Below are 21234 nucleotides of genomic sequence, written 5' to 3' on the forward strand. Positions count from 1 at the left end.
CATCGAGCCGGCAAGTCACCCACCGCATCCGACAAGATCCAGGAGACCCCATGGCCGACAGCAGCAACAGCTTCACCAAATTCGTGCCCGGCTTCGACTTTCTGCAAGGCCTGGTCAAGAACGCCGGCGCGGCCCTGCCGGGCATCGGGCAATGGGTGGCCCCCACGCTCAACCCCGAGGAGCTGGAAAAGCGCATCGAGGAACTGCGCACCGTGCAGTTCTGGCTGGAGCAGAACGCCCGCATGCTGGGCGCCACCATCCAGGCCCTGGAGGTGCAGCGCATGACCCTGTCCACGCTCAAGTCCATGAACGTGCCCCTGGGCGATCTGAGCCAGGCACTCAAGGTGCCGCCCATGCCCACGGGCCTGCCTGAAATGCCGGCCATGCCGACGGCAGCCACGCCGACCGCCAAGGCTGGCGGCAGCGGCAAGGCCAAGAAAGAGGCGGTGCCCGCGGCGGGCAACCTGCCCACGGTGGATCCCATGCAGTGGTGGTCCTCGCTCAGCCAGCAATTCACCCAGCTGGCGGCCAACGCCATGAAGGACACGGCCACCGACGCGGCCAAGAACCTGGCCGGCGCCATCGTCAAACAGAGCTTCGATGCCGCGGGCGAGACGCTCAAGAAGGCCGCCGCCATGCCGGGCGCCATGATCAAGACGGCCGGCAGCAGCGCGGCCGCGGCCGTCACCGCGGGTGCCAAGCCCAAGACACGCAGCAGCCGTGCCGGCAGCTCGGGCCGTGGCAAGACCAGCGGCAGTGCCAGCCGCCGGCGCAGCGGCGGCGCGACCCCATGAAACGCTTCATCCACGCCCACGCCACGCATCCCGATCCGCACATGGCCCTGGCCCTGGCGGCCGCCCAGATCGAGGCGCAAAGGCATGCCTGCGGCATGGGCGCCCCCAGCCTGGGCTGGGTGTATCTGGCCGAGGCCTATGTGCCCCAGACCGAGACCTTGCTGGAGGAGCTGCAGCAGCGCTGGCCGGGCGTGGCCTGGGTGGGCGCCAGCGCTCCGGGCATCTGCGCCGAGGGCGTGGAGTACTTCGAGGACGAACCGGCCCTGGCCTTGATGCTGGCCGAGCTGCCTCGCGAACAGTTCCGGGTGTTCTCGGGGCACCAGCCCCTGGCCGGCTGGCGCCCCGAGGCCGCCCTGGTCCATGCGGACGGAGACACCCCCGAGCTGCAGGAATTGCTGGCCGAACTGGCCGGTCAGACCGACCAGGGCCATCTCTTCGGGGGTCTGGCCGTGGGCCACGAGGATGCGGTGCAGATCGCCCAGGGCATCTGGCGCGGCGGCCTCTCCGGCGTGGCTTTCGGCTCCGGTGTGCAGCTGCGTACCCGGCTCAGCCAGGGTTGCCAGGCCCTGGGACCGGAGCGGCGCATCACCGCCTGCGAGGGCCAGTTGCTGCTGGAACTGGACGGCAGACCGGCCCTGGACTGCCTGCTGCAAGACCTGGCCCTGCCCGTGACCGCGGGCGACACGGCCTTGCGCGAAGCCCTGCCCCGCCTGCGGCGCACCCTGGTGGGCCTGTCCCAGCCCGGCAGCCGCGGTCGCAGCGAGTATGGCCCTGAGGTGCTGGTCCGGCACCTGATCGGCCTGGACCCGGCACGCCGGGCCGTGGGCCTGGCCGAGCGGGTGGAAACCGGCTTGAGCCTGAGCTTCTGCGAGCGCCAGCCCGAAGCGGCACGGCGCGATCTGCTGCGCATGGGCACGGCCCTGCGCGCCGAAGCCGAGGAGGAGGGCCTGCGCATGCTGGGCGCGCTCTACATCAGCTGTGCCGGCCGCGGCGGCCCCCATTTCGGCGCACCCTCGGCCGAGCTGCAATGGCTGCGCCACGGCCTGGGCGAGCTGCCCCTGGTGGGCTTCTTTGCCGGCGGCGAGATTGCCCAGCGGGGCCGGCTGCACGGATTCACCGGGGTGCTGACCGTCTTCCTGGAGCGCTGAGGCCAAGCCCGATTCGGCATGCGCACGGCAGCACTGTCGGAACCTGGCCGCGGCCAAGTCCGCGCGGCGCTGCCGCTACAGTAGCGCTCACAGGAGAGAGCCGCCGTGAACGCCGTCGCCACAACCGCCTCGCAATCCCCCAGCAGCAGCCAGGCCCGCATCGAGCGGCAGAAGGCCGTGTTGGCCGAGCTCGGCCGCGTGCTGCCCGCCCATGCCCTGCTGTGGACCGCGGAAGACACCACGCCCTATGAGTGCGATGGCCTCTCCGCCTACCGCGAGCGCCCCCTGGCCGTGGCCCTGCCGGAGAACGAGGCCCAGGTGGCGGCGGTGCTCAAGACCTGTCACGAGCTGCAGGTCCCGGTGGTGGCGCGTGGCGCCGGCACCGGCTTGTCGGGCGGGGCCCTGCCCCATGCGATGGGTGTGACCCTGGCCCTGGCCAAGTTCAACCGCATCCTGGAGATCAATCCCCTGGCCCGTACGGCACGCGTGCAATGCGGGGTGCGCAATCTGGCCATCTCGGAGGCGGCCGCGCCGCATGGCCTCTATTACGCGCCCGACCCCAGCAGCCAGATCGCCTGCACCATTGGCGGCAATGTGGCCGAGAACTCGGGCGGCGTGCACTGCCTGAAGTACGGCCTGACCCTGCACAACGTGCTGCGCGTCAAGGGCTTCACGGCCGCGGGCGAGCCGGTGGAGTTCGGCTCCGAGGCCCTGGACGCCGCCGGCCTGGACCTGCTGAGCGTGATCGTGGGCAGCGAGGGCATGCTGGCCGTGATCACCGAGGTGACGGTCAAGCTCATCCCCAAGCCGCAGCTGGCGCGCTGCATCATGGCCAGCTTCGATGACATGCGCAAGGCCGGCGACGCCGTGGCCGCCATCATCGCCGCGGGCATCATTCCCGCGGGCCTGGAGATGATGGACAAGCCCATGACCGCGGCCGTGGAAGACTTCGTCCACGCCGGCTACGACCTCACGGCCGAGGCCATCCTGCTGTGCGAGAGCGATGGCACGCCGGAAGAGGTGGCCGAGGAGATCGCCCGCATGAGCGTGGTGCTGCGCGACAGCGGCGCCACCCAGATCGCGGTGAGCCAGGACGAGGCCCAGCGCCTGCGTTTCTGGAGCGGACGCAAGAACGCCTTCCCCGCCTCGGGCCGCATCAGCCCCGACTACATGTGCATGGACTCGACCATCCCGCGCAAGCGCCTGGCCGACATCCTGCTGGCCATCCAGCAGATGGAGCAGAAATACGGCCTGCGCTGCGCCAATGTCTTTCACGCGGGCGACGGCAATCTGCACCCCCTGATCCTGTTTGACGCCAATGACCCGGAGCAGCTGCATCGCTGCGAACAGTTTGGCGCCGAGATCCTGGAAACCAGCGTGGCCATGGGCGGCACGGTGACCGGCGAGCATGGCGTGGGCATCGAGAAGCTCAACAGCATGTGCGTGCAGTTCTCCGCACAGGAGCGCGAGCAGATGCTGGCGCTCAAGAGCGCCTTCGATCCCGCCGCCCTGCTCAACCCGGGCAAGGTCATTCCTACCCTGAACCGCTGCGCCGAGTACGGTCGCATGCATGTGAAGAAGGGCCTGCTGGCCTTCCCCGAATTGGAGCGTTTTTGATGGCGGGCCTCACGATTGCGGATCTGCAGGCGCGTGTGCGTCAGGCCGCGGAGTCCGGCCAGGCCCTGTGTCTGCGCGGCCATGGCAGCAAGGACTTCTACGGCCAGCACCCGCGCGGCGAGCCGCTGAGCAGCCTGGACTTCGCCGGCATCAGCGCCTACGAGCCCAGTGAGCTGGTCGTCACGGCCAAGGCCGGCACGCCCATCGCCGAGCTGGAGGCCCTGCTCGCTTCCCAGGGCCAGCACCTGCCCTTCGAGCCGCCACGACTGGGCGGCCGTGGCACGGTGGGCGGCATGGTGGCCGCGGGGCTCTCGGGCCCGGCGCGCGCCAGCGCCGGCTCGGTGCGCGACCATGTGCTGGGCCTCACCTTGATCAATGGCCGCGGCGAGGCCATGAACTTTGGCGGCACGGTGATGAAGAACGTGGCCGGCTACGACGTGTCGCGCCTGATGACGGGCGCCCTGGGCGTGCTGGGTCTGATTGCCGAGGTCTCGATCAAGGTCCTGCCCCTGCCCGTGGCCAGCGCCACCCTGCGCTTTGAGATGGAGGCCGCCGAAGCCCTGCAGGCCTTGAACCGCTGGGGCGGCAAGCCCCTGCCCCTGCAGGCCAGCGCCTGCTGGGATGGGGCCCTGATACTGCGACTGGCCGGTGCCGAGGCCGCGGTGGCGGCTGCCCAGCGCGGTCTTGGGGGCGAGTTGATCCCGCAAGACCTGGCCCTGCCCTTCTGGACCGGTCTGCGTGACCAGAGTGACGAATTCTTCCTGGGCGCCGAACGCGCGGTGCAGGGCGGTGCGCGGCTGTGGCGCCTCTCGGTGCCGCAGACCGCGCCGGTGCTGAACCAGCCGGGCGAGCAGCTCATCGAGTGGGGCGGCGCCCAGCGCTGGCTCACCACGCCCGCAGCCGACACCCAGGTGCGCGAGGCCGTGGCCGCCGTGGGCGGCCATGCCACGCTCTACCGCGCCGCGGACAAGGCGGCCGGGGCCTTCGCGCCGCTGTCGGCGCCGCTGATGCGCATCCATCGTGAACTCAAGAAGGCCTTTGACCCGCAAGGCATCTTCAACCCCGGACGGCTCTATGGCGATCTCTGACCCCAGCGCCCTGCGCTCGCAGGCCGAACTGATGCCGCGCTACTACGCCCAGCGCGCCCAGGAGTACGAGCGGGTCTTTGACAAGCCGCATCGCCAGCCCGATATCGCCGCGCTCAAGACCTGGCTGCGGGAACAATTTGCCGGACGCAGCGTGCTGGAGGTGGCCAGCGGCACCGGCTTCTGGCTGCCCGAGGCCACGGCCGAGGCGCGCGCCTGGCAGGGCAGCGATCTCAACCCCGAGGTGCTGGCCATCGCCCGCAGCAAGCCCCTGGACTTTGCCAAGGTGCAGTTCCGCGAGGCCGATGCCTATGCGCTGGACTTCGTGGCACCCGGCGCGGCCTCGCCCTATGACGCCGGCTTTGCCGGGCTGTGGTTCTCGCATGTGCCGCGCTCGCGCCGGGCCGAATGGCTGAGGCAGTTTCACGCCCAGCTGCAGCCCGGCGCGCGCGTCGTGCTGATGGACAACGCCTTCGTGGAGGGCGACAGCACGCCGATCAGCCGCACGGACGCCGAGGGCAATGGCTACCAGCGGCGCCACCTGTCGGACGGCAGCCAGCACGAGGTGATGAAGAACTTCCCGACCGAGGCCGAGTTCCGGACCCTGCTGGCGGGCCATGCGCACGAGATCCGCTGGCAGCCCCTGCGCTACTTCTGGACCCTGAGCTACACCCTGGACTGACGCCACGATGCAGACCCATCTCGCCCCCGAATTCCAAGGCACACCCGAGGGTCAGGCCGCCGAGGAGATCCTGCGCCGCTGCGTGCATTGCGGCTTCTGCACCGCGACCTGCCCCACCTACCAGCTGCTGGGCGATGAGCTGGACGGGCCGCGCGGCCGCATCTACCTGATCAAGCAGGTCATGGAGGGCGCCACGCCCACGGCCGCCACCCAGCAGCATCTGGACCGCTGCCTGACCTGCCGCAACTGCGAGAGCACCTGCCCCTCGGGCGTGCAGTACGGCCAGTTGGTGGAGATCGGCCGGCAGGTGGTGGAGGCCAAGGTGGAGCGCCCGCGCGGCGAGCGCGTCCAGCGCTGGCTGCTCAAGGAGGGCCTGACCTCGCCGCTCTTCGCCCCGGCCATGAAGCTGGGCCAGGCCCTGCGCCCCCTGGTGCCCGCGGCCCTGCGCGACAAGGTGCCGGCCAAGGCGCCGCCCCAGGCCCACAGCTGGCCGACCCGCAGCCATGCGCGCAAGGTGCTGATGCTGATGGGCTGCGTGCAGCCGGCCATGATGCCCAATATCAACTCGGCCACCGCGCGGGTGCTGGACGCCGCCGGCATCCAGACCCTGGTGGCCGATGGCGCGGGCTGCTGCGGCGCCATCCGCAGCCATCTGAACGACCATGAGGGCGGTCTGGCCGATATGCGCCGCAATATCGACGCCTGGTGGCCCCTGGTGGAAGGCCTGACCGAGGCCGGTCAGGTGGAGGCCATCGTGATGAACGCTTCGGGCTGCGGGCTCACCGTCAAGGAGTACGGCCAGGCCCTGGCTCTCGACCCGGCCTACCGCGACAAGGCCGCACGCATCAGCGCGCTCACCCGCGACCTCAGCGAGCTGCTGCCCGATCTGCTGCCGGCCCTCAAGTCGCGCCTGGGCAGCCGCCGGCCGGGTCAGCGCCTGGCCTACCACCCGCCCTGCACGCTGCAGCATGGCCAGCGACTGCGTGGCGGCGTGGAGGGCGCGCTGCGCGAGCTGGGCTTCCAGATCGATGTGGCGCCCTGCGACAGCCATCTGTGCTGCGGCTCGGCCGGCACCTACTCGGTGCTGCAGCCCGAGCTCTCCAAGCAGCTGCGCGACCGCAAGCTGGCTGCCCTGGCACCGCTGCAGGCCAAGACCATTGTCTCGGCCAATATCGGCTGCATCCAGCACCTGCAGTCCGGCAGCGCCCTGCCCGTGCGGCACTGGGCGGAGGTGCTGGACGAGGCGCTGGCCTGAAGCCGGTAGGCACCAGCCGCAGCCCAGCCGTGCGCCAGCCGCCCAAACCAAGGGCAAACCTGGGGGGCGCTCGGACCGTTTCTTTACAGAATGTGCCCGCACCAATACCCGAGGAGGGGAAGGGCATTGCGGCCTTGAAGCACCAGCCAGCCTGAAGCCCGCCGGAGCCACGGCGCCGCGATACAGCAAGAGAACCGGGCTGCACCCGTGGTGCAGTCCGGTTCATTACCATTGCGCCTTCCGCAGGCCTCGGCGTACGTCCCGAGTGCCAAGAACAAGCAGGTAGAACCTCATGACAGCATCCTCCTCGCGTCGCCACTGGCTGCTTGCCAGCGTGGCTGGCGCCGCCACCCTGCTCGCCGGCTGCGCCGGCCTGCCCCAGCAGGGCGCCTCGCCCGCCCCGCGGGCCACCAGCACAGCGCCCAAGCTCATCGTCTTCCTGGTGGTGGACGGCCTGCCCATGCGCCAGGTGCTGGGCTACCGCGACCAGCTCGCACCGGACGGCTTCAATCGCTTTCTGCAGCGGGGCGCCTGGTTCTCGGATGCGCACTACGCCCATGGTCACACGGTGACGGCCGCCGGCCACGCGGTGATGCTCTCGGGCGCCTATCCCCAGCGCAGCGGCATCATCAGCAATGAGTGGCGCGACCGCGAGACCTTCGAGACGGTCTACAACACCCAGGATGCGGCCCACCAGTACATCGGCCACAAGACGGCGCCGCTCTCGGGCACCAGCCCCCGGAACTACCGCGTGGAGACCGTGGGCGATGTGCTGCGCGGCGCACAGCCCGAATCCAAGGTGATCGCCATCTCGGGCAAGGACCGCGGCGCCATCCTGCCGGCCGGCCACAAAGGCACGGCCTATATGTATATGGGCGAGAGCGGCCAGTTCGCCTCCAGCACCTACTACATGCAGCAGCACCCGGCCTGGGTGAACGCCTTCAATGCCGCCAAGCCGGCCGATGCCTTCTTCAAGAAGAGCTGGACGCCCCTGCTGCCCGAGTCGGCTTACGCGCGCTCCGTGCCCGACGGCCAGCCCTGGCAATCCACCGGCGGCAATGGCAACAAGCTGCCCGCCCTCGTCGGCGACAAGATGGACAAGCCCGGCCCGCTGTTCTACGGCAATCTGCTGCCCACACCCTTCGGTGACGAGCTGACCCTGGCCTTTGCCCGCGCCGCCATCGAGGGCGAGCGGCTGGGCGCGGACGACAAGACCGACATCCTCTCGGTCAGCCTCTCCAGCCACGACTATGTGAACCACGCCTTCGGCCCGGAGTCACGGCTCTCACACGACCATTTCCTGCATCTGGACCGCTATCTGCAGGGCTTCTTCCAGTACCTGGACGCCAAGATCGGCCCTGGCAACTATGTGGCCATGCTGACCGCCGACCACGGCTTTGCCGACACGCCCGAGTACGCCGCCAGCCGTGGCCTGGACGCCAGCCGCATCAACCCCAGCCTGACGCTGGCCTGGCTCAACACCGAGCTGGGCAAGCGCTTTGGCGAGGGCCGCTGGGCGCGCGGCTACTCTGGCGCCGGCATCCTGTTCGACGAGAAGCTGATCCAGTCCAAGGGCCTCAAGTCCGCCGAGGTCTATGCCGCGGCCAAGCAGCTGCTGCTGACGGTGGACGGCATTGCCGATGTCTTCACCCCGGATCAGCTGCTGGGCAGCGACACCAAGACGCCCTATCTGGAGGCCATGCGCAAGTCCTGGCACCCGGAGGTGGCGGCGCCGCTGCAGGTGGTGGTCAAGGCCAACTGGCTCTACAGCTCGCGCGGCGGCGGCAGCTCGCACGGCACGCCCTATCGCTACGACACCCATGTGCCCATCCTGGCCTGGGGTCCGGCCTGGGTGGGCCAGGGCGAGGTGAAGCAGGCGGTGGAGGTGGCCGATATCGCGCCCACCCTGGCAACACTGCTCAAGCTGCGTGCCCCGGCGCAGGCCCAGGGCAAGCCCCTGCCCCTGCCGCGCTGAGGCGCGGGCGTTTCGCCTCCCTCACCGCAAGGGGTCGCCAAGGCGACCCCTTTTCCATGGGCAAGCCATTGCTGTCACCCACTGGCAGCTGCGCTGCGATAGCCTTGCCCCCAATAACCTGCCGATTGCGTGCCGAGGTGCCTCTTGTTGTTCCACTGGTTTGAAAAGCGCGTCGATCCTTATCCGGATACACCGCCCCCGCAGCCCCCGCAGGGCTTCTTCGCCTTCGTCTGGTCGGCCACCGCCGGCATGCGGCCCCTGATCCTGGGCATGACCCTGCTGACGGCCCTGTTCGGGGCCTTCGAGGCCCTGCTATTCGCCATGATGGGCTCGGTGGTGGACTGGCTGGCCCAGACCGCTCCCGAGGAGCTCTGGGCCAAGGAAAAGGGCAATCTGCTGCTGCTGGGCGCCCTGTTGCTGGGCAGCGTGGGTCTGGTCGCGCTGCAGGCCATCAGCAAGTACCAGGGCCTGTCCAGCAACTTCCCCATGCGGCTGCGCTGGAACTTCCACCGCCACCTGCTGGGCCAGAGTCTGTCCTTCTACCAGGACGAGTTCGCCGGCCGCGTCTCGGCCAAGCTGATGCAGACCGCGCTGGCCGTGCGCGACTGCTGGCTGATCGTGACCGACATCCTGGTCTTCATCACCATCTACTTCCTCACCATGCTGGGCGTGGTGGGCAGCTTTGACCTCTATCTGCTCCTGCCCTTCGGCCTGTGGCTGCTGTGTTATCTGGCCGCCCTGCGCTACTACGTGCCGCGCCTGGGTAAGGCCGCCAGCGAGCAGGCCGATGCACGCAGCCTGATGACGGGCCGCATCACCGACGCCTACACCAACATCAGCACGGTCAAGCTGTTCTCGCACAGCCAGCGCGAGGCCCAGTTCGCCCGCGGCGCCATGCAAGAGTTCCTGGGTACGGCCTACCGCCAGATGCGCCTGATCAGCGGCTTCGAGATCGTCAACCACGCGCTGAGCATGCTGCTGGTGGCCAGCACCGCGGGCCTGACCCTGTGGCTGTGGGCGCGCGGCGAGGTGGGCGTGGGTGCGGTGGCTGCAGCCACCGCCATGGCCCTGCGCCTGAACGGCATCTCGCACTGGATCATGTGGGAGATGGCCGAGCTCTTCGAGAACATCGGCACGGTGCAGGACGGCATCAGCACCCTTTCGCGCCCCGTGGCGGTGCTGGACGCGCCCGGCGCCAAGCCGCTGGAGGTCAGCCGGGGCGAGCTGCGCTTCGAGAACGTGAGCTTCGCCTACGGCGGCAAGAAGCCGGTGCTCAAGAACCTGAACCTGACGATCCGCCCGGGCGAGAAGATCGGCCTGGTGGGCCGCTCCGGCGCCGGCAAGTCCACCCTGGTGAACCTGCTGCTGCGCTTCTATGACCTGGAGCAGGGCCGCATCCTGATCGATGGCCAGGACATCGCCCAAGCCACCCAGCACAGCCTGCGCGCACAGATCGGCATGGTGACCCAGGACACCAGCCTGCTGCACCGCTCGGTGCGCGACAACCTGCTCTACGGCCGCCCCGAGGCCAGCGATGCGCAGATGATCGCCGCCGCCGAGCGCGCCGAGGCCCATGAGTTCATCCAGAGCCTCAGCGACCCCAAGGGCCGCCAGGGCTATGAGGCCCATGTGGGCGAGCGCGGCGTCAAGCTCAGCGGCGGCCAGCGCCAGCGCGTGGCCATTGCCCGGGTGATGCTCAAGGACGCACCCATCCTCTTGCTGGACGAGGCCACCAGCGCCCTGGACTCCGAGGTCGAAACCGCCATCCAGCGCAGCCTCTACCGCCTGATGGAAGGCAAGACCGTGGTGGCCATCGCCCACCGCCTCTCCACCATCGCGGCCATGGACCGCCTGATCGTGATGGACGGCGGCGAGATCGTCGAGCAGGGCAGCCATGCCGAGCTGCTGGCCAGCGGCGGCCTCTATGCCAGGCTCTGGGCTCACCAGAGCGGAGGCTTCCTCGGCGAGGAGGCTTGATGGGGGTTGCCCGCCCGCTCAGGGCAGGGGCATGCCGTACCGGGTGGCGATCGCCGCCGCGCTGCCATCGCTGCGCATCTGCTCCCAGGCCTGGCGCAGGCGCCGGGCCAGGGCCTCATCGCTCTTCAGGCTCAGGGCCATGGAAGGCCTTGACGAAGAAAAGGCCAGCGTCGGTTCCAGGTCTTGCGCAGAGTAGCCATAGGACTCGACGATGGCGCTCATCAACAGACTGTTGAAGGCCACCAGCTGCACGCGTCCGGCGAAGAACTTGCGCAGCAGCACGGTGTAGTCGCCGCTGGCGTCCAGATGTTCACCGGGCTGGAGACCCAGGGCGAGCAGTTCGCGCTCGGACACATCATCCTTGATCACACCCGTGAGATAGCGCTTGGCGTCGGCCACCTCCTGAAGCTTCACATCGGGCCGGCTGCGCAGGCGATAGAGCGTGCCACGCCGCTGGCTGATCTGGGCAATCCAGCGGAACTGCGGCTCGCGCTCGGGCAGGCGCACGATGGCGGGGACGAGGATATTGGGGTGCTCGCGGGCGCGCTGCATCACCCGCGGCCAGGAATCGAATTCGTAGACCGCCTCCACGCCCGCTCGCCCCAGCAGCTCACGCGAGATCTCGACCGCAAAGCCTTCGGGCTGTCCATCGGCACCCCGCATGGAGAAGGGTCGGAACTCCTCCAGCAGCACCGTGATGCGCCATGTCTGGCTGGCTTTCACCCGAGCCCCCGGCAGCAGCAGTGTCGGCGCCAGCAGCAGGAGCCGGCGGCGCGAGTCCGCAGCGGTCAGGGACGTTTCAAAGGGCATGGCTGAGCACTCCCGTCATTCCATGCATTCTGCGCCGCGAGCACCATGGCCCGCAATCCTCGGCTGGGCAGCAAGCCGGCTCAGCGATCAGGGGGAAGGCCGGCCATCATCGCTTTCGTCCAGATCCACCAGCCGGTTGCCGCCCTCCTGGCGCGCCAGGCTCAGCGCCTTGAGGGCTCGCTCCAGCAGATCAGCTGCCGGCTCGGACCAGCGCGCCTCGACCAAGCCTGCCGAACAGGTGTAGGAAGGCGCAGCATGTGTTGCGCCCTGGCCCTGCTCCCGCTGCAGCACACGCCGCAAGAGCCGGCTGGCGATGGCGCGGGCCTGCCCACGCCCGGCGGTCGGCAGGATGAGCAAAAACTCCCGCTCGCCCAGGCGGCCGCAAGCGTCTTCGCGCCGGGTGCTGGCCTGAAGCCTGAGGGCCAGGTCCCGCACCGGCCCATCATCCGGGCCAGGCTCGACGTTCTGCGACGGGGCCGGCACTCCGTCCAGGCCCAGGGCCACCACACACAGCGGCCAGGCATCCTCGCTCGCCATGCGCTGCTGCAGCAGCTGCTGCAAAGCCCGGCCCTGGGGCATGCCATCCAGGAGTTCGCCGCATGCGTCCTGCGCTGCGCCGTCCCCCACCCGCCCGCGGCGCTCCTGGCGCAGCGCGCTGATATCGCTGCCCTGCAACAGCAGCCAGCCCTCGGGAGACAGGCTCTCCTGGATCCAGAAGCAGCGGCCGTCCCAGAAATCCACGGCCGCGGCCGTGCGGCGCAACCTGCTGCGGCGGGCCAAGCTCGCCTCCAGCCAGGCTTCGATATCGTCCGCCTCGATCAGCACACCCCGGCCCAGCCGATGGCAGTCGCGCATGAGGGCGGCCCAGCCCGGCTGACCCGCACCCGGGACCAGACCATAGGCCTGGAAGAAGGCCGGATTGCCGTGACACAGCCGGTCCTGCGGGTCGAACAGGGCCAGCAGACTCTGGCCCTGGTCCAGCAAAGCACACAGCATGTCCCGCAGATCCTGAGACATGGCGCCAGCGCTCATGGGGCAAGTCCTTTCTTCTCGCACAGGCGCACACCGTAACATCGGAGCCGGCTCCGTCAAGCCAGGGCGCCGTGCGGAAACCGGGAGCAAGGGTAGGAAAACGACAGTGCGCAGGACGGCGCAAACTTCAAGGACCGCGGGCTGCCCGGCATTGCCGTGTAAAGTGCTGCCAGCACCGCAACAGCCGAAGCGCCTCTGCGGATCGCTGGAGGCCGGTCTTGCCGCCCAAGGACTCAAGAAGGAGCAAGGAGTGGCTGGCACCCTGAGACCCTCGCTGCGCACCGCCATCGCGGTGCCTTTCGTGCTGTTGTTTGCCGCCACGGTGCTGCTGCAGGCCTTGACCCAGCAGCGTCATATCGACCAGCTGATTCTCAAGGAAAGCGAGCGCCAGCTGGACTCGCTGGCGGCCAACACCCGCAACCGCCTCGCCCTGTTCCTGGGTGAACCCTTTCGCATCCAGCTCTCACTGGCCGATGCGATTGCGCGTCACGGTCTCTACCACCCGGGCGATATGCGCGAGATCTGGCGCTATCTGCGCGGTGTCTATGGCGATCTCTACGCGGATGAAAGCCAGATCAGCGTGCTGAGCTTCGGCAGTCAGCAGGGTGATTACGCCGGCCTGCGGCGTGAGACCGGAGGATTCACCCTCATGCTGAAGGACCGCAGCACCCAGGGCGCGCTGCGCATCTTCGCGGGCGACAGCCCCGGCGAGGTCACGGCCGAGTTTCCGGGTTACGACCCCCGCGTGCGCCCCTGGTATGCACCGGCGGCCCAGAGCCTCAAGCCCTCCTGGTCGGCCATCTACGTCAACCGCGACGAGCGCGCCGAGGTCACCATCTCCGCCATTGCACCGGTGCTGCACGAGAGGAACCTGCTGGGTGTGATCGCCGCCGACGTCAAGCTCACCGGCCTCAACCGCTTTCTGCGCGATGAGCCCATGCGCGGCCGTGGCATGGTCTTCATCACCGAGCTCGACGGTCGGCTGGTCGCGCATTCGGAACCCGGCGGCGTCACGGGCGAGGGCGGACGCGGCGAGCGCCCCCTGATGCGCGAAAGCGCCATCGCCCTGATGCGCAGCGCCTCACCCATCGTCGATGCGGCGCCCACGGAAAGCGGCAGCGGCTTCATCCTGGAGCATCTGGGCGAGCGCTACTTCGGCCGCGTCAGCCCCTACTCCGACACCCGCGGCCTGGACTGGCGCATCGTGGTTCTGGTGCCCGAGGCCGATCTGCTGGGCGAGATCCGCAGCGCCCAGGGGCGCAGCATGTTGCTGATCGCAGGCATCGCCCTGCTGGCGATCGCCCTGGGCCTGTGGGGCATAGGCCGGGTCACCCGTCCCATCCTGGACACGGCGGCCGCGGCCAACCGTCTGGCACGCGGACGCTGGCAGGACAGCCCTCCGGGCAATATTGCCGAGGCGGCCACCCTGCGCGAAACCGCCCTGCTGGTGCGCGCCTTCAATGAGATGGCCGAACGTCTGCAGCAGTCCTTCGGCCGCATGCGGGATCAGCTGGTCTATGACGAGCTCACCCGCGCCCTGACCCGCCGCGGCCTGCTGGAGCAGGCCGACTGGATACAGCCACGCGCAGCGGCCCTGGTGCTGGTGGGGCTGGACGGCTTCCGCGCCATCAACAACAGCCTGGGTCACGCCACCGGCGACCAGCTGCTGCAGGGCATTGCCGTGCGCCTGAGGGAGCAGCTGCCGGGCATGCGCCTGGCGCGGGTGGGCGGTGACGAATTCGCCCTGCTGCAGCCGGACCTGCTGGCGCCGCTGGACGAGGCCGGCCTGGCGCGCCTGGGGGCCGATGTGATGGCCTTGTTCGACGAGCCCTTCGGTTCGGGCGAGGACGATATCCTGGTCAAGGCCTCGGCCGGCGTGGTGGGCGGACGCCTGCCCGCCAGCAGCCTGGTCGACTGGCTGCGCCATGCCAGTGTGGCCCTGGGTGAAGCCAAGCAGCTGGGCCGCGGGCAAGTGGTGGTGTTCGAGCCCGCCATGATGGAGCGCTCCACCCAGCGCGCCCGTCTGGCCATGGAACTGCGCCAGGCCCTGGAACGCGGAGAGCTGCGCGTGCACTACCAGCCCCTGGTCGCGCTGGACGATGGCCGCCTACTGGGCATGGAAGCCCTGCTGCGCTGGCAGCATCCGGAACGCGGCTGGATTCCGCCCGGCAGCTTCATCCCCGTGGCCGAAGAGTCGGACCTGATCCTGGCCTTGGGCGACTGGGTGCTGGGCCAGGCCATGCACGATATCGCCCGGCGCCTGCACAGCCTGCCCCCCGACTTTGGCCTGCATGTGAATGTCTCGGTGCGCCAGCTCATCCAATCCGACTTCGCCCTCACCCTGCAACAAGCCCTGCGCGACAGCGGCCTGCCGGCCGCGCGCCTGACCCTGGAAATCACGGAGTCCCTGCTCCTGGTCCAGGACGCTGCCACCGAATCCAGGCTGCGCCAGCTGCGCCAGCTGGGCGTCAAGATCGCCATCGACGACTTTGGCACCGGCTACTCTTCCCTGGCCTATCTGCAACGCCTGCCCTTTGACTGCCTCAAGATTGACCAGAGTTTCGTGCGAAACCTCTCCAAATCGGCACAGGACGCCGCCATCGTCACCGCCGTGCTGCGCATGGCCGAGGGCCTGGGCGTGGAGGCCGTGGCCGAGGGAGTGGAAACCGAGGCCGAGGCCGCCCGGCTGCGCGAGCTGGGCTGCACCCGGGCCCAGGGCTATCTCTATGGAAAACCCCAGGAGATCGACGCCTGGCAAGCCCGCCCATGAGCCAAACGGCAGCCACCCGATCTGGGGGGGGGCGCTTTCCCTGGCCAAGGATGTATGAAACACTGCCCCATCACCGGTTGCAAGAGGCCGGAACAGCGCCCCCTGCGGGCATGCTTGTGCGGGAAACGCCATGGATAAAGACCAGTTCGACCAAGCCACTTCCTCCGGGCCCCAGGCCACGGACGGCCAAGCCCTGAACGCTCGTCGCCGCCTGCTCAAAGGCGGCCTGGGCCTGGCGCCGGTGGCCATGACCATGGCCAGCCGCCCCGTTCTGGCCGGCACCGAGACCTGCCACGGACCCACCGGCTTCCAATCGGCACCGCCCAGCCGCATCGGCCAGACGCCGTCCTGCACCATCGGCCGCGGTCAGGGCCCCTCGGCCTGGGCCATCAAGTCGCCGAGCAACTATCCGGGCGGGGCACAAACAGCCAATCGTCTCTTCTCGGTGGCCATGAATGACAACCGCCTCTTCGGCAGCCTGACGGTGCAGCAGGTTGTTTCCGGCAGCTTCGGCTCCGCTGGCGGCGGTAGCGAAGACAAGGAAGTGGCACGCCGCGTGGCGGCTGCCTATCTGAACGCCCTGCCCAATCAAGGTTTCCCCATGACCGTGCTGCAGGTTCAGCAACTCTGGCAAGGCTATGTCAGCAAGAGCTATCGCCCGGGCGGTGCAGGCGTGGTCTGGCAGAACGCGACACAGTTCCTGAACTATCTCAACTACGTGATGAGCGCGTGAGCGAGGCGGCCGCCCGCTGGCGGAGCCTGCTGCCCCCACATGCTCCGGTGCGGCACTGGGATGGAGACTGCGTGGTCTTCAACCCTCGCAACGCCAGCACTCATCTGCTGAGCAGCGAGTCCTACGAGGTGCTGCGCACCCTGCAGCAGTCGAACGCTTCTCTGCTGGAGGCCGAACTGGCCCGCGAACTGGCAGGCGATGATCTGACGCCCGAGGGCTTTGCCCTGGAGCTCGCCCGCTGCCTGCAGCACTTCGAGGATCTCGGTCTGGCCGAGTCCCTGCCCGCGTGAAGCTCGCAGCCCTGCCGCTGGCCGAGCTCCAGACTCGGCTCTCTTCGGGGCGCCTGTGCCTGCGCACCGGCCCCTTTGCGCTGCGCCTGCACTCCCGCCTGCCCCATGTGGCCGAGGCCGTGAACCTGCTCTATGCCGAGCACCCCCTGCTGGACGAGGGCGGCTTCTTCGACTTTCACCCCCGGGTGGATGCCCAGCCCGGCCTGCGCCGCTGGCTGCGGCCCCAGGCTCAGTTCGAGCTGGACGGGTACCGCCCCTTCAGCCCCATGGCCCTGGCCCAGGCCGCGCCCATGCTGGAGTGGGGCCTGAACTGGTGCGTCACCGAACACGCCCATCAGTACATCGTGATCCATGCCGCCGTGGTGGAACGCGGTGGACGCGCCGCCCTGCTGCCGGCGCCCCCCGGCTCGGGCAAGAGCACCCTGTGCGCGGCCCTGGTCAACCGGGGCTGGCGCCTGCTCTCGGACGAGCTGGCCCTGATCGACCCGGCGCGTGGACTGTTTCAGCCCCTGGCCCGGCCGGTGAGCCTGAAGAACCGCTCCATCGAGGTGATTCGCAGCTTTGCCCCCGAGGCCCGCTTCAGCGCCGTGGTGCACGACACCCTCAAGGGCAGTGTGGCGCATATGAAGCCCCCCGCCGAGAGCGTGCGGCGCGACCAGGAGCCGGCCCGTCTGGGCTGGATCGTCTTTCCCCGCTACCAGGCCGGTGCGCCCCTGCAGGCCCGCGCCCTGCCGCGCGCAAGAGGCTTTATGCAGCTGCTGGAGCACGCCTTCAACTACCACCTGCACGGCAGCCGCGGCTTTGAATGCCTGGCCGATATGGTGGCGCCGGCTCAGGCCCTGGACTTCAGCTACAGCCAGCTGGACGAGGCCATGCACTTCTTTGAAGGTCTGGCCACCGACCAGGCCCGGCTGGAGCCCGTGGCCGCATGACTGCTCCGCACGCCCTGCTGATCCAGGTCCTGCGCGAGCCCGCGCGCTTGGCCACCCTGAGCCTGGCCGACTGGGATCTGCTGATCCGTCAGGCCCGGCGCAGCCGCCTGCTGGCCCATCTGGCCTGGCGGGTGCAGGAGCAGGGCTGCGAGCCGCCCGAAGCCGCCGCCGCCCATTTGCGGGCGGCCCGCCATGTGGCCGACAGCCAGCATGCCGCGGTGCTCTGGGAGAACCGCTTCATCGCCCAGGCCCTGGCCAGTCTGAACATCCCGGTGCTGCTGCTCAAGGGCGGCGCCTATGCCCAGGCCGGCCTGCGCGCCGGGCGCGGGCGCCTGCTCACCGATATCGACATCCTGGTGCCCCTGGACCGCATCGAGGCGGTGGAGTCCGAGCTCATCATCCATGGCTGGGTGGGCAGCGAGGAGCTCACGGCACACGACCAGCGCTACTACCGCGAGTGGATGCACGAGATCCCGCCGATGCGCCATATGCGCCGCAGCAGCGTGATCGATGTGCACCACAACATCCTGCCGCGCACCGGCCGCATCCGGGTGGACGCACAAGGCCTGCTGGACGCCGCCCTGCCCCTGCCGGACGCCCCCGGGCTGTATCGCCTGTCCGACCCCGATCTGCTGCTGCACAGTGCCTGCCATCTGTTCCTGGACGGCGAATTCGACAAGGGCCTGCGCGATCTGGTCGATATTGACGCCCTGCTGCGCGAGTTCGGCGCCGCCCGGCCCGAGTTCTGGCCGACCCTGGCCGCCCGGGCCCGCGAGCTGGGCCTGAGTCGGGTGCTGTTCTACGCCCTGCGCCAGGCACAGCGCCTGCTGGGCAGCCCCGTGCCCGAGTCCCTGCTGCATGCGCTGGAAGCCCAGGCCGCCCCATCCGCCCCCTTGCTGCCGCTGATGGACGCCCTCTTCCTGCGCGCCCTGCAGCCCGACCACGCCAGCTGCGATCGCCCCGGCAGCGCCCTGGCCCGCCGCCTGCTCTATATGCGCGGTCACTGGCTGCGCATGCCCTGGCACCTGCTGCTCATGCATCTGAGCATCAAGGCCCTGGCCGCCAAGCCCAAAGCCCAATCGGCCCAGGCGGAACAAGCCCGACCCTGATCCGGCCGATGCGGGCCTGGCTTATGCTCTCGGCCATGAACCGTCCCAAGCCTTTCTCCATGATCCGCGAGTTCCATCTCGCCGACTGGTTCACCCTGGCCAATGCCTTCTGCGGCGTGGGCGCCCTGTTTGCGGTGATGAGCTATTTGCAGAGCGGCGAGGTGCAGCACCTCTTCTACGCCTGCGCCCTGATCCCGGCGGCCCTGGTCTTTGACGTGCTCGACGGGCGCATCGCCCGCTGGCGCCAGCAAAGCTCGGCCATGGGCCGCGAGCTGGACTCCCTGGCCGACATCATCTCCTTCGGCGTGGCGCCCGCCGTCATCGCCTATGGCTGCGGCATGCAAGGCCTGTACGACCGCATCATCCTGGTCTTCTTCGTGGCCTGCGGCGTGTCGCGTCTGGCCCGCTTCAACATCACCGCCGAAAAGCTCAGCGAGGGTGGCGACAAGGTCAAGTACTTCGAGGGCACGCCCATCCCCACCTCCCTGGTCCTGGTCCTGGTGCTGTGGGTGGCGGCCGCCCAGGGCGCCCTGGGGGATCAGCTCTGGTTGGGCGAGCTCCACATTGCCGGCTTCACCCTGCACCCCCTGGTGCTGATGTTCGCGCTCTCCGGCTCCCTGATGGTCAGCCGCATCCGCATCCCCAAGCTCTAAGGTCTAGGGCTGGGGCGCAGCCCGGCGCTCGGGCTTGACGCGCAGGGCCCAGACCACCCCGCCCACCAGCAGGGCAATGCCCAGCAAGGTCAGCGGCGCGGGTGCTTGGCCGCGCAGCGCAAAGGCATAGCCCAGGGCAGCCAGGGTCTCGAACACGATGAGCTGCCCCACCAGACTGGTGGGCAGGCGCTGGCTGGCCTCGTTCCAGCACAGGGTGCCCAGCCAGGAGGCGCACAGGCCCACAGCCAGCATCAGGCCGATATAGGCCCAGGGCCGCGGCCCCAGGGGCAGGTCCAGGCCCGCGTCCAGCAGGCCCGCCCATTGCAAGCCCGGCAGGGCCGCCAGACCCAGCAAGGCCAGGGGCAGGGTCATCAGGCCCTGGGCCGTGGCCCAGGCGCGGGGGCTGCGGTCGCCGTGGGCGCGCAGCCAGTCGGCATTGCGGATGGGATACCAGGTCCAGCAGGCCAGGGCCGCCACGGCCAGCAGGGCGCCCTCGGCATAGCGGCGCAGCTCGCCCGGCCCGGCCTCGCGGGCCAGAGCCGCCAGCTCCACCTGGTTGACGCAGGCAATGCCCGCCGCGATCAGGACCAGGGAGGGCACCAGGCGCCGCCAGGGCAGCAGGCCGTCGCGCTCGTGGTCGCGCAGATTCGAGCAGATGGCGATCACCACCGGCAGGGTGCCGATGATGACCGTGGGCAGCGGTCCGCCCGCGCGCTGTATGGCGGCCGAGAGGCAGAGGTAGTAGAGAAAGTTGCCGATGGCGCTGAGCTTGAGCGCCTCCAGCCAGTCGCCCGGCGCCAGCTCGCGCAGGGCACGCCAGTCCACCAGGGCCAGGGGCAGGGCGATCAGGCCAAAGGCCAGATAGCGCCCCACGGTGAGCAGGGCCGCCGGATAGTCCGGCAGCATCAGGGGCGCAACAAAGACCAGGCCCCACATCAGGCCGGCCGCCAGGGCAAACAGGGTTCCAGCAAGCATCGCGCCATCATGCCCCAGGGCCGGGGCTGCGAAGCGCTCAGCCGCTGGCGCGGGGGCTCAGGATCGCACCAGCGACAGCGGCGCCCCGGCCGGCAGCAGGGCGGGGGCGGGGCCCGTCGGGCCGCCGTGCAGCCCCTGCTCGGCCACCTGCAGCAGCTCCATGGCGCTGCGCCCCGACTCCCGATACACCGCCCGGCCCATGCGCAGCAGGGCATACAGGCGCTGCGTCTCCACGCCATAGGGCCCACACAAGGCCTTGTGCAAGCGGGCCCGCACCGTCTCGGCCTCGTCGCGCCCGGCGTCCACCAGCACCACGCCAAACTGGCGCTCGCCCACCCGGGCCACCACATCGCTGCCCCGCACCCTGGCCCTCAGCCGGGTGCCCAGAGCCTGGAACAAGGCATCCTGGGCGCGGCCCTGCGCGCCGGGACCGCCGGGCCCATCGGCCGCGGCCGCGCTTGCCGGTGCGCCAGCCAGCTCCACCTCCAGCAAGAGCACGGCGGCCCGCAAACCATGGCGGCGACATTCGCCCAGCTGTCGCTCCAGCAGCACGGCAAACTGGCTTAAGCCCTGCACACGGGGCAGCTCGGCCTGCGCTGCCTGTCGCTGCCCCCCGCCTGCCACCTGCTCGCCGCAGGGAGGCGGCAGGGCCTCGGCCAGCACGGCAGCGACCGGCGGCAGCGGATAGGGCGGGGGCAGATGCTTCTGCATGACGAAGGAACCTCCAACAACGGCTTCGGTGTTCTGCGCCTCCCGAGTTCCGGGCAGGCGGGTTGAGGACATGAGAGTGACGCGGCCGCTGCCTCCCTGACCGCTATTCCGCGCCCTTGTTCATGCCCTCATTCACTAAAACGCAAAGACCCCGCTCAACCCGACAAGGCTTTGCAAAGAATTTGTCCGGCCGCGCTGCTAGAGTCCGGCCACCATGGACAGCCCCGCCATCACCCTGCTGCTCAAAGCCGCCTCCCAGGGCGACGCCCAGGCCGGCGAGCGTGTGCTGGAGCGGCTCTATGCCGAGCTGCGCCGCCTGGCCCGACAGCGCCTGCACCAGGCGGGCGAGCCCACGGCCCTGAACCCCACGGCCCTGGTGCACGAGTCCTGGCTGCGCCTGCACCAGGCCGGCGAGCTGGACTTTGCCGACCGTGGCCGCTTTCTGGCCTATGCGGCCAAGGTGATGCACAGCATCGTGATCGACCAGATCCGTGCCCGCCAGGCCCAGCGCCGCGGCGGCGATCTGGAGCAGGTCACCTTCAACACCGCCGTGGCCGATCTGCCCGCCCAGGGCGAGGGCCAGGTCTTGCGCGTGCACGAGGCTCTGGAGGAGCTGGCCGCCCTGGACGAGCGCCTGGCCCAGGTGGTGGAGATGCGCTATTTCGGCGGCCTGCTGGAAGCCGAGA

19 protein-coding genes are annotated in these 21234 nt (G+C 69.4%); 15 read left to right on the forward strand and 4 right to left on the reverse strand.

Features of this window, described 5'->3' with window-relative positions; translation table 11 throughout:
- The first annotated feature begins 50 nt into the window (after positions 1-50).
- The 8 genes from ACK5F2_RS04665 to ACK5F2_RS04700 all read left to right on the forward strand — a co-directional run bounded on the left by ACK5F2_RS04665 (position 51) and on the right by ACK5F2_RS04700 (position 10533).
- Positions 51-794 carry a PhaM family polyhydroxyalkanoate granule multifunctional regulatory protein gene (locus ACK5F2_RS04665; RefSeq protein ID WP_409863132.1) on the forward strand — a complete coding sequence of 248 codons (744 nt, stop codon included), beginning with the start codon at positions 51-53 and terminating at the stop codon, positions 792-794.
- Positions 791-1942 carry an FIST N-terminal domain-containing protein gene (locus tag ACK5F2_RS04670; RefSeq protein ID WP_409863133.1) on the forward strand — a complete coding sequence of 384 codons (1152 nt, stop codon included), beginning with the start codon at positions 791-793 and terminating at the stop codon, positions 1940-1942. The genes ACK5F2_RS04665 and ACK5F2_RS04670 overlap by 4 nt, the downstream gene beginning before the upstream one ends.
- A 105-nt stretch (positions 1943-2047) precedes the next feature.
- Complete coding sequence (locus tag ACK5F2_RS04675) at positions 2048-3559, forward strand: FAD-linked oxidase C-terminal domain-containing protein (RefSeq protein ID WP_409863134.1); 1512 nt, start codon at positions 2048-2050, stop codon at positions 3557-3559.
- Complete coding sequence (gene glcE, locus ACK5F2_RS04680) at positions 3559-4647, forward strand: glycolate oxidase subunit GlcE (RefSeq protein WP_409863136.1); 1089 nt, start codon at positions 3559-3561, stop codon at positions 4645-4647. Before ACK5F2_RS04675 ends, glcE begins: the two co-directional genes overlap by 1 nt.
- Entirely contained in the window at positions 4634-5326 is a 693-nt protein-coding gene (locus tag ACK5F2_RS04685) for a class I SAM-dependent methyltransferase (RefSeq protein WP_409863138.1), read from the forward strand. The genes glcE and ACK5F2_RS04685 overlap by 14 nt, the downstream gene beginning before the upstream one ends.
- Before the next feature lie 7 nt (positions 5327-5333).
- Entirely contained in the window at positions 5334-6581 is a 1248-nt protein-coding gene (gene glcF, locus ACK5F2_RS04690; RefSeq protein WP_409863140.1) for a glycolate oxidase subunit GlcF, read from the forward strand.
- Between the two features lie 292 nt (positions 6582-6873).
- On the forward strand, positions 6874-8556 hold the full coding sequence (locus ACK5F2_RS04695; protein ID WP_409863141.1) for an alkaline phosphatase family protein: 1683 nt from the start codon (positions 6874-6876) through the stop codon (positions 8554-8556).
- Between the two features lie 147 nt (positions 8557-8703).
- Positions 8704-10533, forward strand: a complete 1830-nt coding sequence (locus tag ACK5F2_RS04700; RefSeq protein WP_409863143.1) for an ABC transporter ATP-binding protein — start codon at positions 8704-8706, stop codon at positions 10531-10533.
- Positions 10534-10551: 18 nt separating this feature from the next.
- Here the strand turns inward: ACK5F2_RS04700 and ACK5F2_RS04705 are convergent, their stop codons facing one another.
- A complete protein-coding gene (locus ACK5F2_RS04705; protein WP_409863145.1) occupies positions 10552-11343 on the reverse strand; it encodes a substrate-binding periplasmic protein in 792 nt (263 codons plus the stop codon).
- Between the two features lie 87 nt (positions 11344-11430).
- Positions 11431-12375, reverse strand: coding sequence for a diguanylate cyclase domain-containing protein (locus tag ACK5F2_RS04710; protein ID WP_409863146.1), 945 nt, complete (start codon positions 12373-12375; stop codon positions 11431-11433).
- Between the two features lie 250 nt (positions 12376-12625).
- Here ACK5F2_RS04710 and ACK5F2_RS04715 point away from each other — a divergent pair, with 250 nt between their 5' ends.
- The 6 genes from ACK5F2_RS04715 (at position 12626) to pssA (ending at position 18862) form a co-directional block, all read left to right on the forward strand.
- Positions 12626-15145 carry an EAL domain-containing protein gene (locus ACK5F2_RS04715; RefSeq protein WP_409863147.1) on the forward strand — a complete coding sequence of 840 codons (2520 nt, stop codon included), beginning with the start codon at positions 12626-12628 and terminating at the stop codon, positions 15143-15145.
- A gap of 130 nt (positions 15146-15275) precedes the next feature.
- On the forward strand, positions 15276-15878 hold the full coding sequence (locus ACK5F2_RS04720; protein WP_409863148.1) for a hypothetical protein: 603 nt from the start codon (positions 15276-15278) through the stop codon (positions 15876-15878).
- Positions 15875-16168 carry an HPr-rel-A system PqqD family peptide chaperone gene (locus ACK5F2_RS04725; protein WP_409863149.1) on the forward strand — a complete coding sequence of 98 codons (294 nt, stop codon included), beginning with the start codon at positions 15875-15877 and terminating at the stop codon, positions 16166-16168. The genes ACK5F2_RS04720 and ACK5F2_RS04725 overlap by 4 nt, the downstream gene beginning before the upstream one ends.
- The gene (locus ACK5F2_RS04730; RefSeq protein WP_409863150.1) at positions 16165-17100 is read left to right on the forward strand and encodes an HprK-related kinase A; all 936 of its coding nucleotides are present in this window, start codon (positions 16165-16167) and stop codon (positions 17098-17100) included. Before ACK5F2_RS04725 ends, ACK5F2_RS04730 begins: the two co-directional genes overlap by 4 nt.
- A complete protein-coding gene (locus tag ACK5F2_RS04735; protein WP_409863151.1) occupies positions 17097-18209 on the forward strand; it encodes a nucleotidyltransferase family protein in 1113 nt (370 codons plus the stop codon). The genes ACK5F2_RS04730 and ACK5F2_RS04735 overlap by 4 nt, the downstream gene beginning before the upstream one ends.
- Before the next feature lie 35 nt (positions 18210-18244).
- Positions 18245-18862: a CDP-diacylglycerol--serine O-phosphatidyltransferase gene (gene pssA, locus ACK5F2_RS04740; RefSeq protein WP_409863152.1), complete on the forward strand. Its 618-nt coding sequence runs from the start codon at positions 18245-18247 to the stop codon at positions 18860-18862.
- Between the two features lie 3 nt (positions 18863-18865).
- On the opposite strand, the gene ACK5F2_RS04745 is transcribed toward pssA, so the two are convergent.
- Both ACK5F2_RS04745 and ACK5F2_RS04750 read right to left on the reverse strand, forming a co-directional pair.
- Positions 18866-19837, reverse strand: a complete 972-nt coding sequence (locus ACK5F2_RS04745) for a DMT family transporter (protein WP_409863153.1) — start codon at positions 19835-19837, stop codon at positions 18866-18868.
- Between the two features lie 57 nt (positions 19838-19894).
- Positions 19895-20620: a diguanylate cyclase domain-containing protein gene (locus ACK5F2_RS04750; RefSeq protein WP_409863154.1), complete on the reverse strand. Its 726-nt coding sequence runs from the start codon at positions 20618-20620 to the stop codon at positions 19895-19897.
- Positions 20621-20762: 142 nt separating this feature from the next.
- Between ACK5F2_RS04750 and ACK5F2_RS04755 the strand changes: the two genes are divergently transcribed.
- Positions 20763-21234: ECF-type sigma factor (locus tag ACK5F2_RS04755; RefSeq protein WP_409863155.1), on the forward strand; the 472-nt coding region annotated here is incomplete at its 3' end.

The sequence above is a fragment of the Roseateles sp. genome (genome assembly GCF_046300915.1).
Taxonomy (GTDB): Bacteria; Pseudomonadota; Gammaproteobacteria; order Burkholderiales; family Burkholderiaceae_C; genus Kinneretia.

What these genes read in the sequence shown, in the direction of transcription:
- ACK5F2_RS04665 (WP_409863132.1), top strand. Translation starts at nt 51, where the DNA reads ATGGCCGACAGCAGCAACAGCTTCACCAAATTCGTGCCCGGCTTCGAC.
- ACK5F2_RS04670 (WP_409863133.1), top strand. Translation starts at nt 791, where the DNA reads ATGAAACGCTTCATCCACGCCCACGCCACGCATCCCGATCCGCACATG.
- glcE (WP_409863136.1), top strand. Translation starts at nt 3,559, where the DNA reads ATGGCGGGCCTCACGATTGCGGATCTGCAGGCGCGTGTGCGTCAGGCC.
- ACK5F2_RS04685 (WP_409863138.1), top strand. Translation starts at nt 4,634, where the DNA reads ATGGCGATCTCTGACCCCAGCGCCCTGCGCTCGCAGGCCGAACTGATG.
- glcF (WP_409863140.1), top strand. Translation starts at nt 5,334, where the DNA reads ATGCAGACCCATCTCGCCCCCGAATTCCAAGGCACACCCGAGGGTCAG.
- ACK5F2_RS04695 (WP_409863141.1), top strand. Translation starts at nt 6,874, where the DNA reads ATGACAGCATCCTCCTCGCGTCGCCACTGGCTGCTTGCCAGCGTGGCT.
- ACK5F2_RS04705 (WP_409863145.1), bottom strand. Translation starts at nt 11,343, where the DNA reads ATGCCCTTTGAAACGTCCCTGACCGCTGCGGACTCGCGCCGCCGGCTC.
- ACK5F2_RS04710 (WP_409863146.1), bottom strand. Translation starts at nt 12,375, where the DNA reads ATGAGCGCTGGCGCCATGTCTCAGGATCTGCGGGACATGCTGTGTGCT.
- ACK5F2_RS04720 (WP_409863148.1), top strand. Translation starts at nt 15,276, where the DNA reads ATGGATAAAGACCAGTTCGACCAAGCCACTTCCTCCGGGCCCCAGGCC.
- ACK5F2_RS04735 (WP_409863151.1), top strand. Translation starts at nt 17,097, where the DNA reads ATGACTGCTCCGCACGCCCTGCTGATCCAGGTCCTGCGCGAGCCCGCG.
- pssA (WP_409863152.1), top strand. Translation starts at nt 18,245, where the DNA reads ATGAACCGTCCCAAGCCTTTCTCCATGATCCGCGAGTTCCATCTCGCC.
- ACK5F2_RS04745 (WP_409863153.1), bottom strand. Translation starts at nt 19,837, where the DNA reads ATGCTTGCTGGAACCCTGTTTGCCCTGGCGGCCGGCCTGATGTGGGGC.
- ACK5F2_RS04750 (WP_409863154.1), bottom strand. Translation starts at nt 20,620, where the DNA reads ATGTCCTCAACCCGCCTGCCCGGAACTCGGGAGGCGCAGAACACCGAA.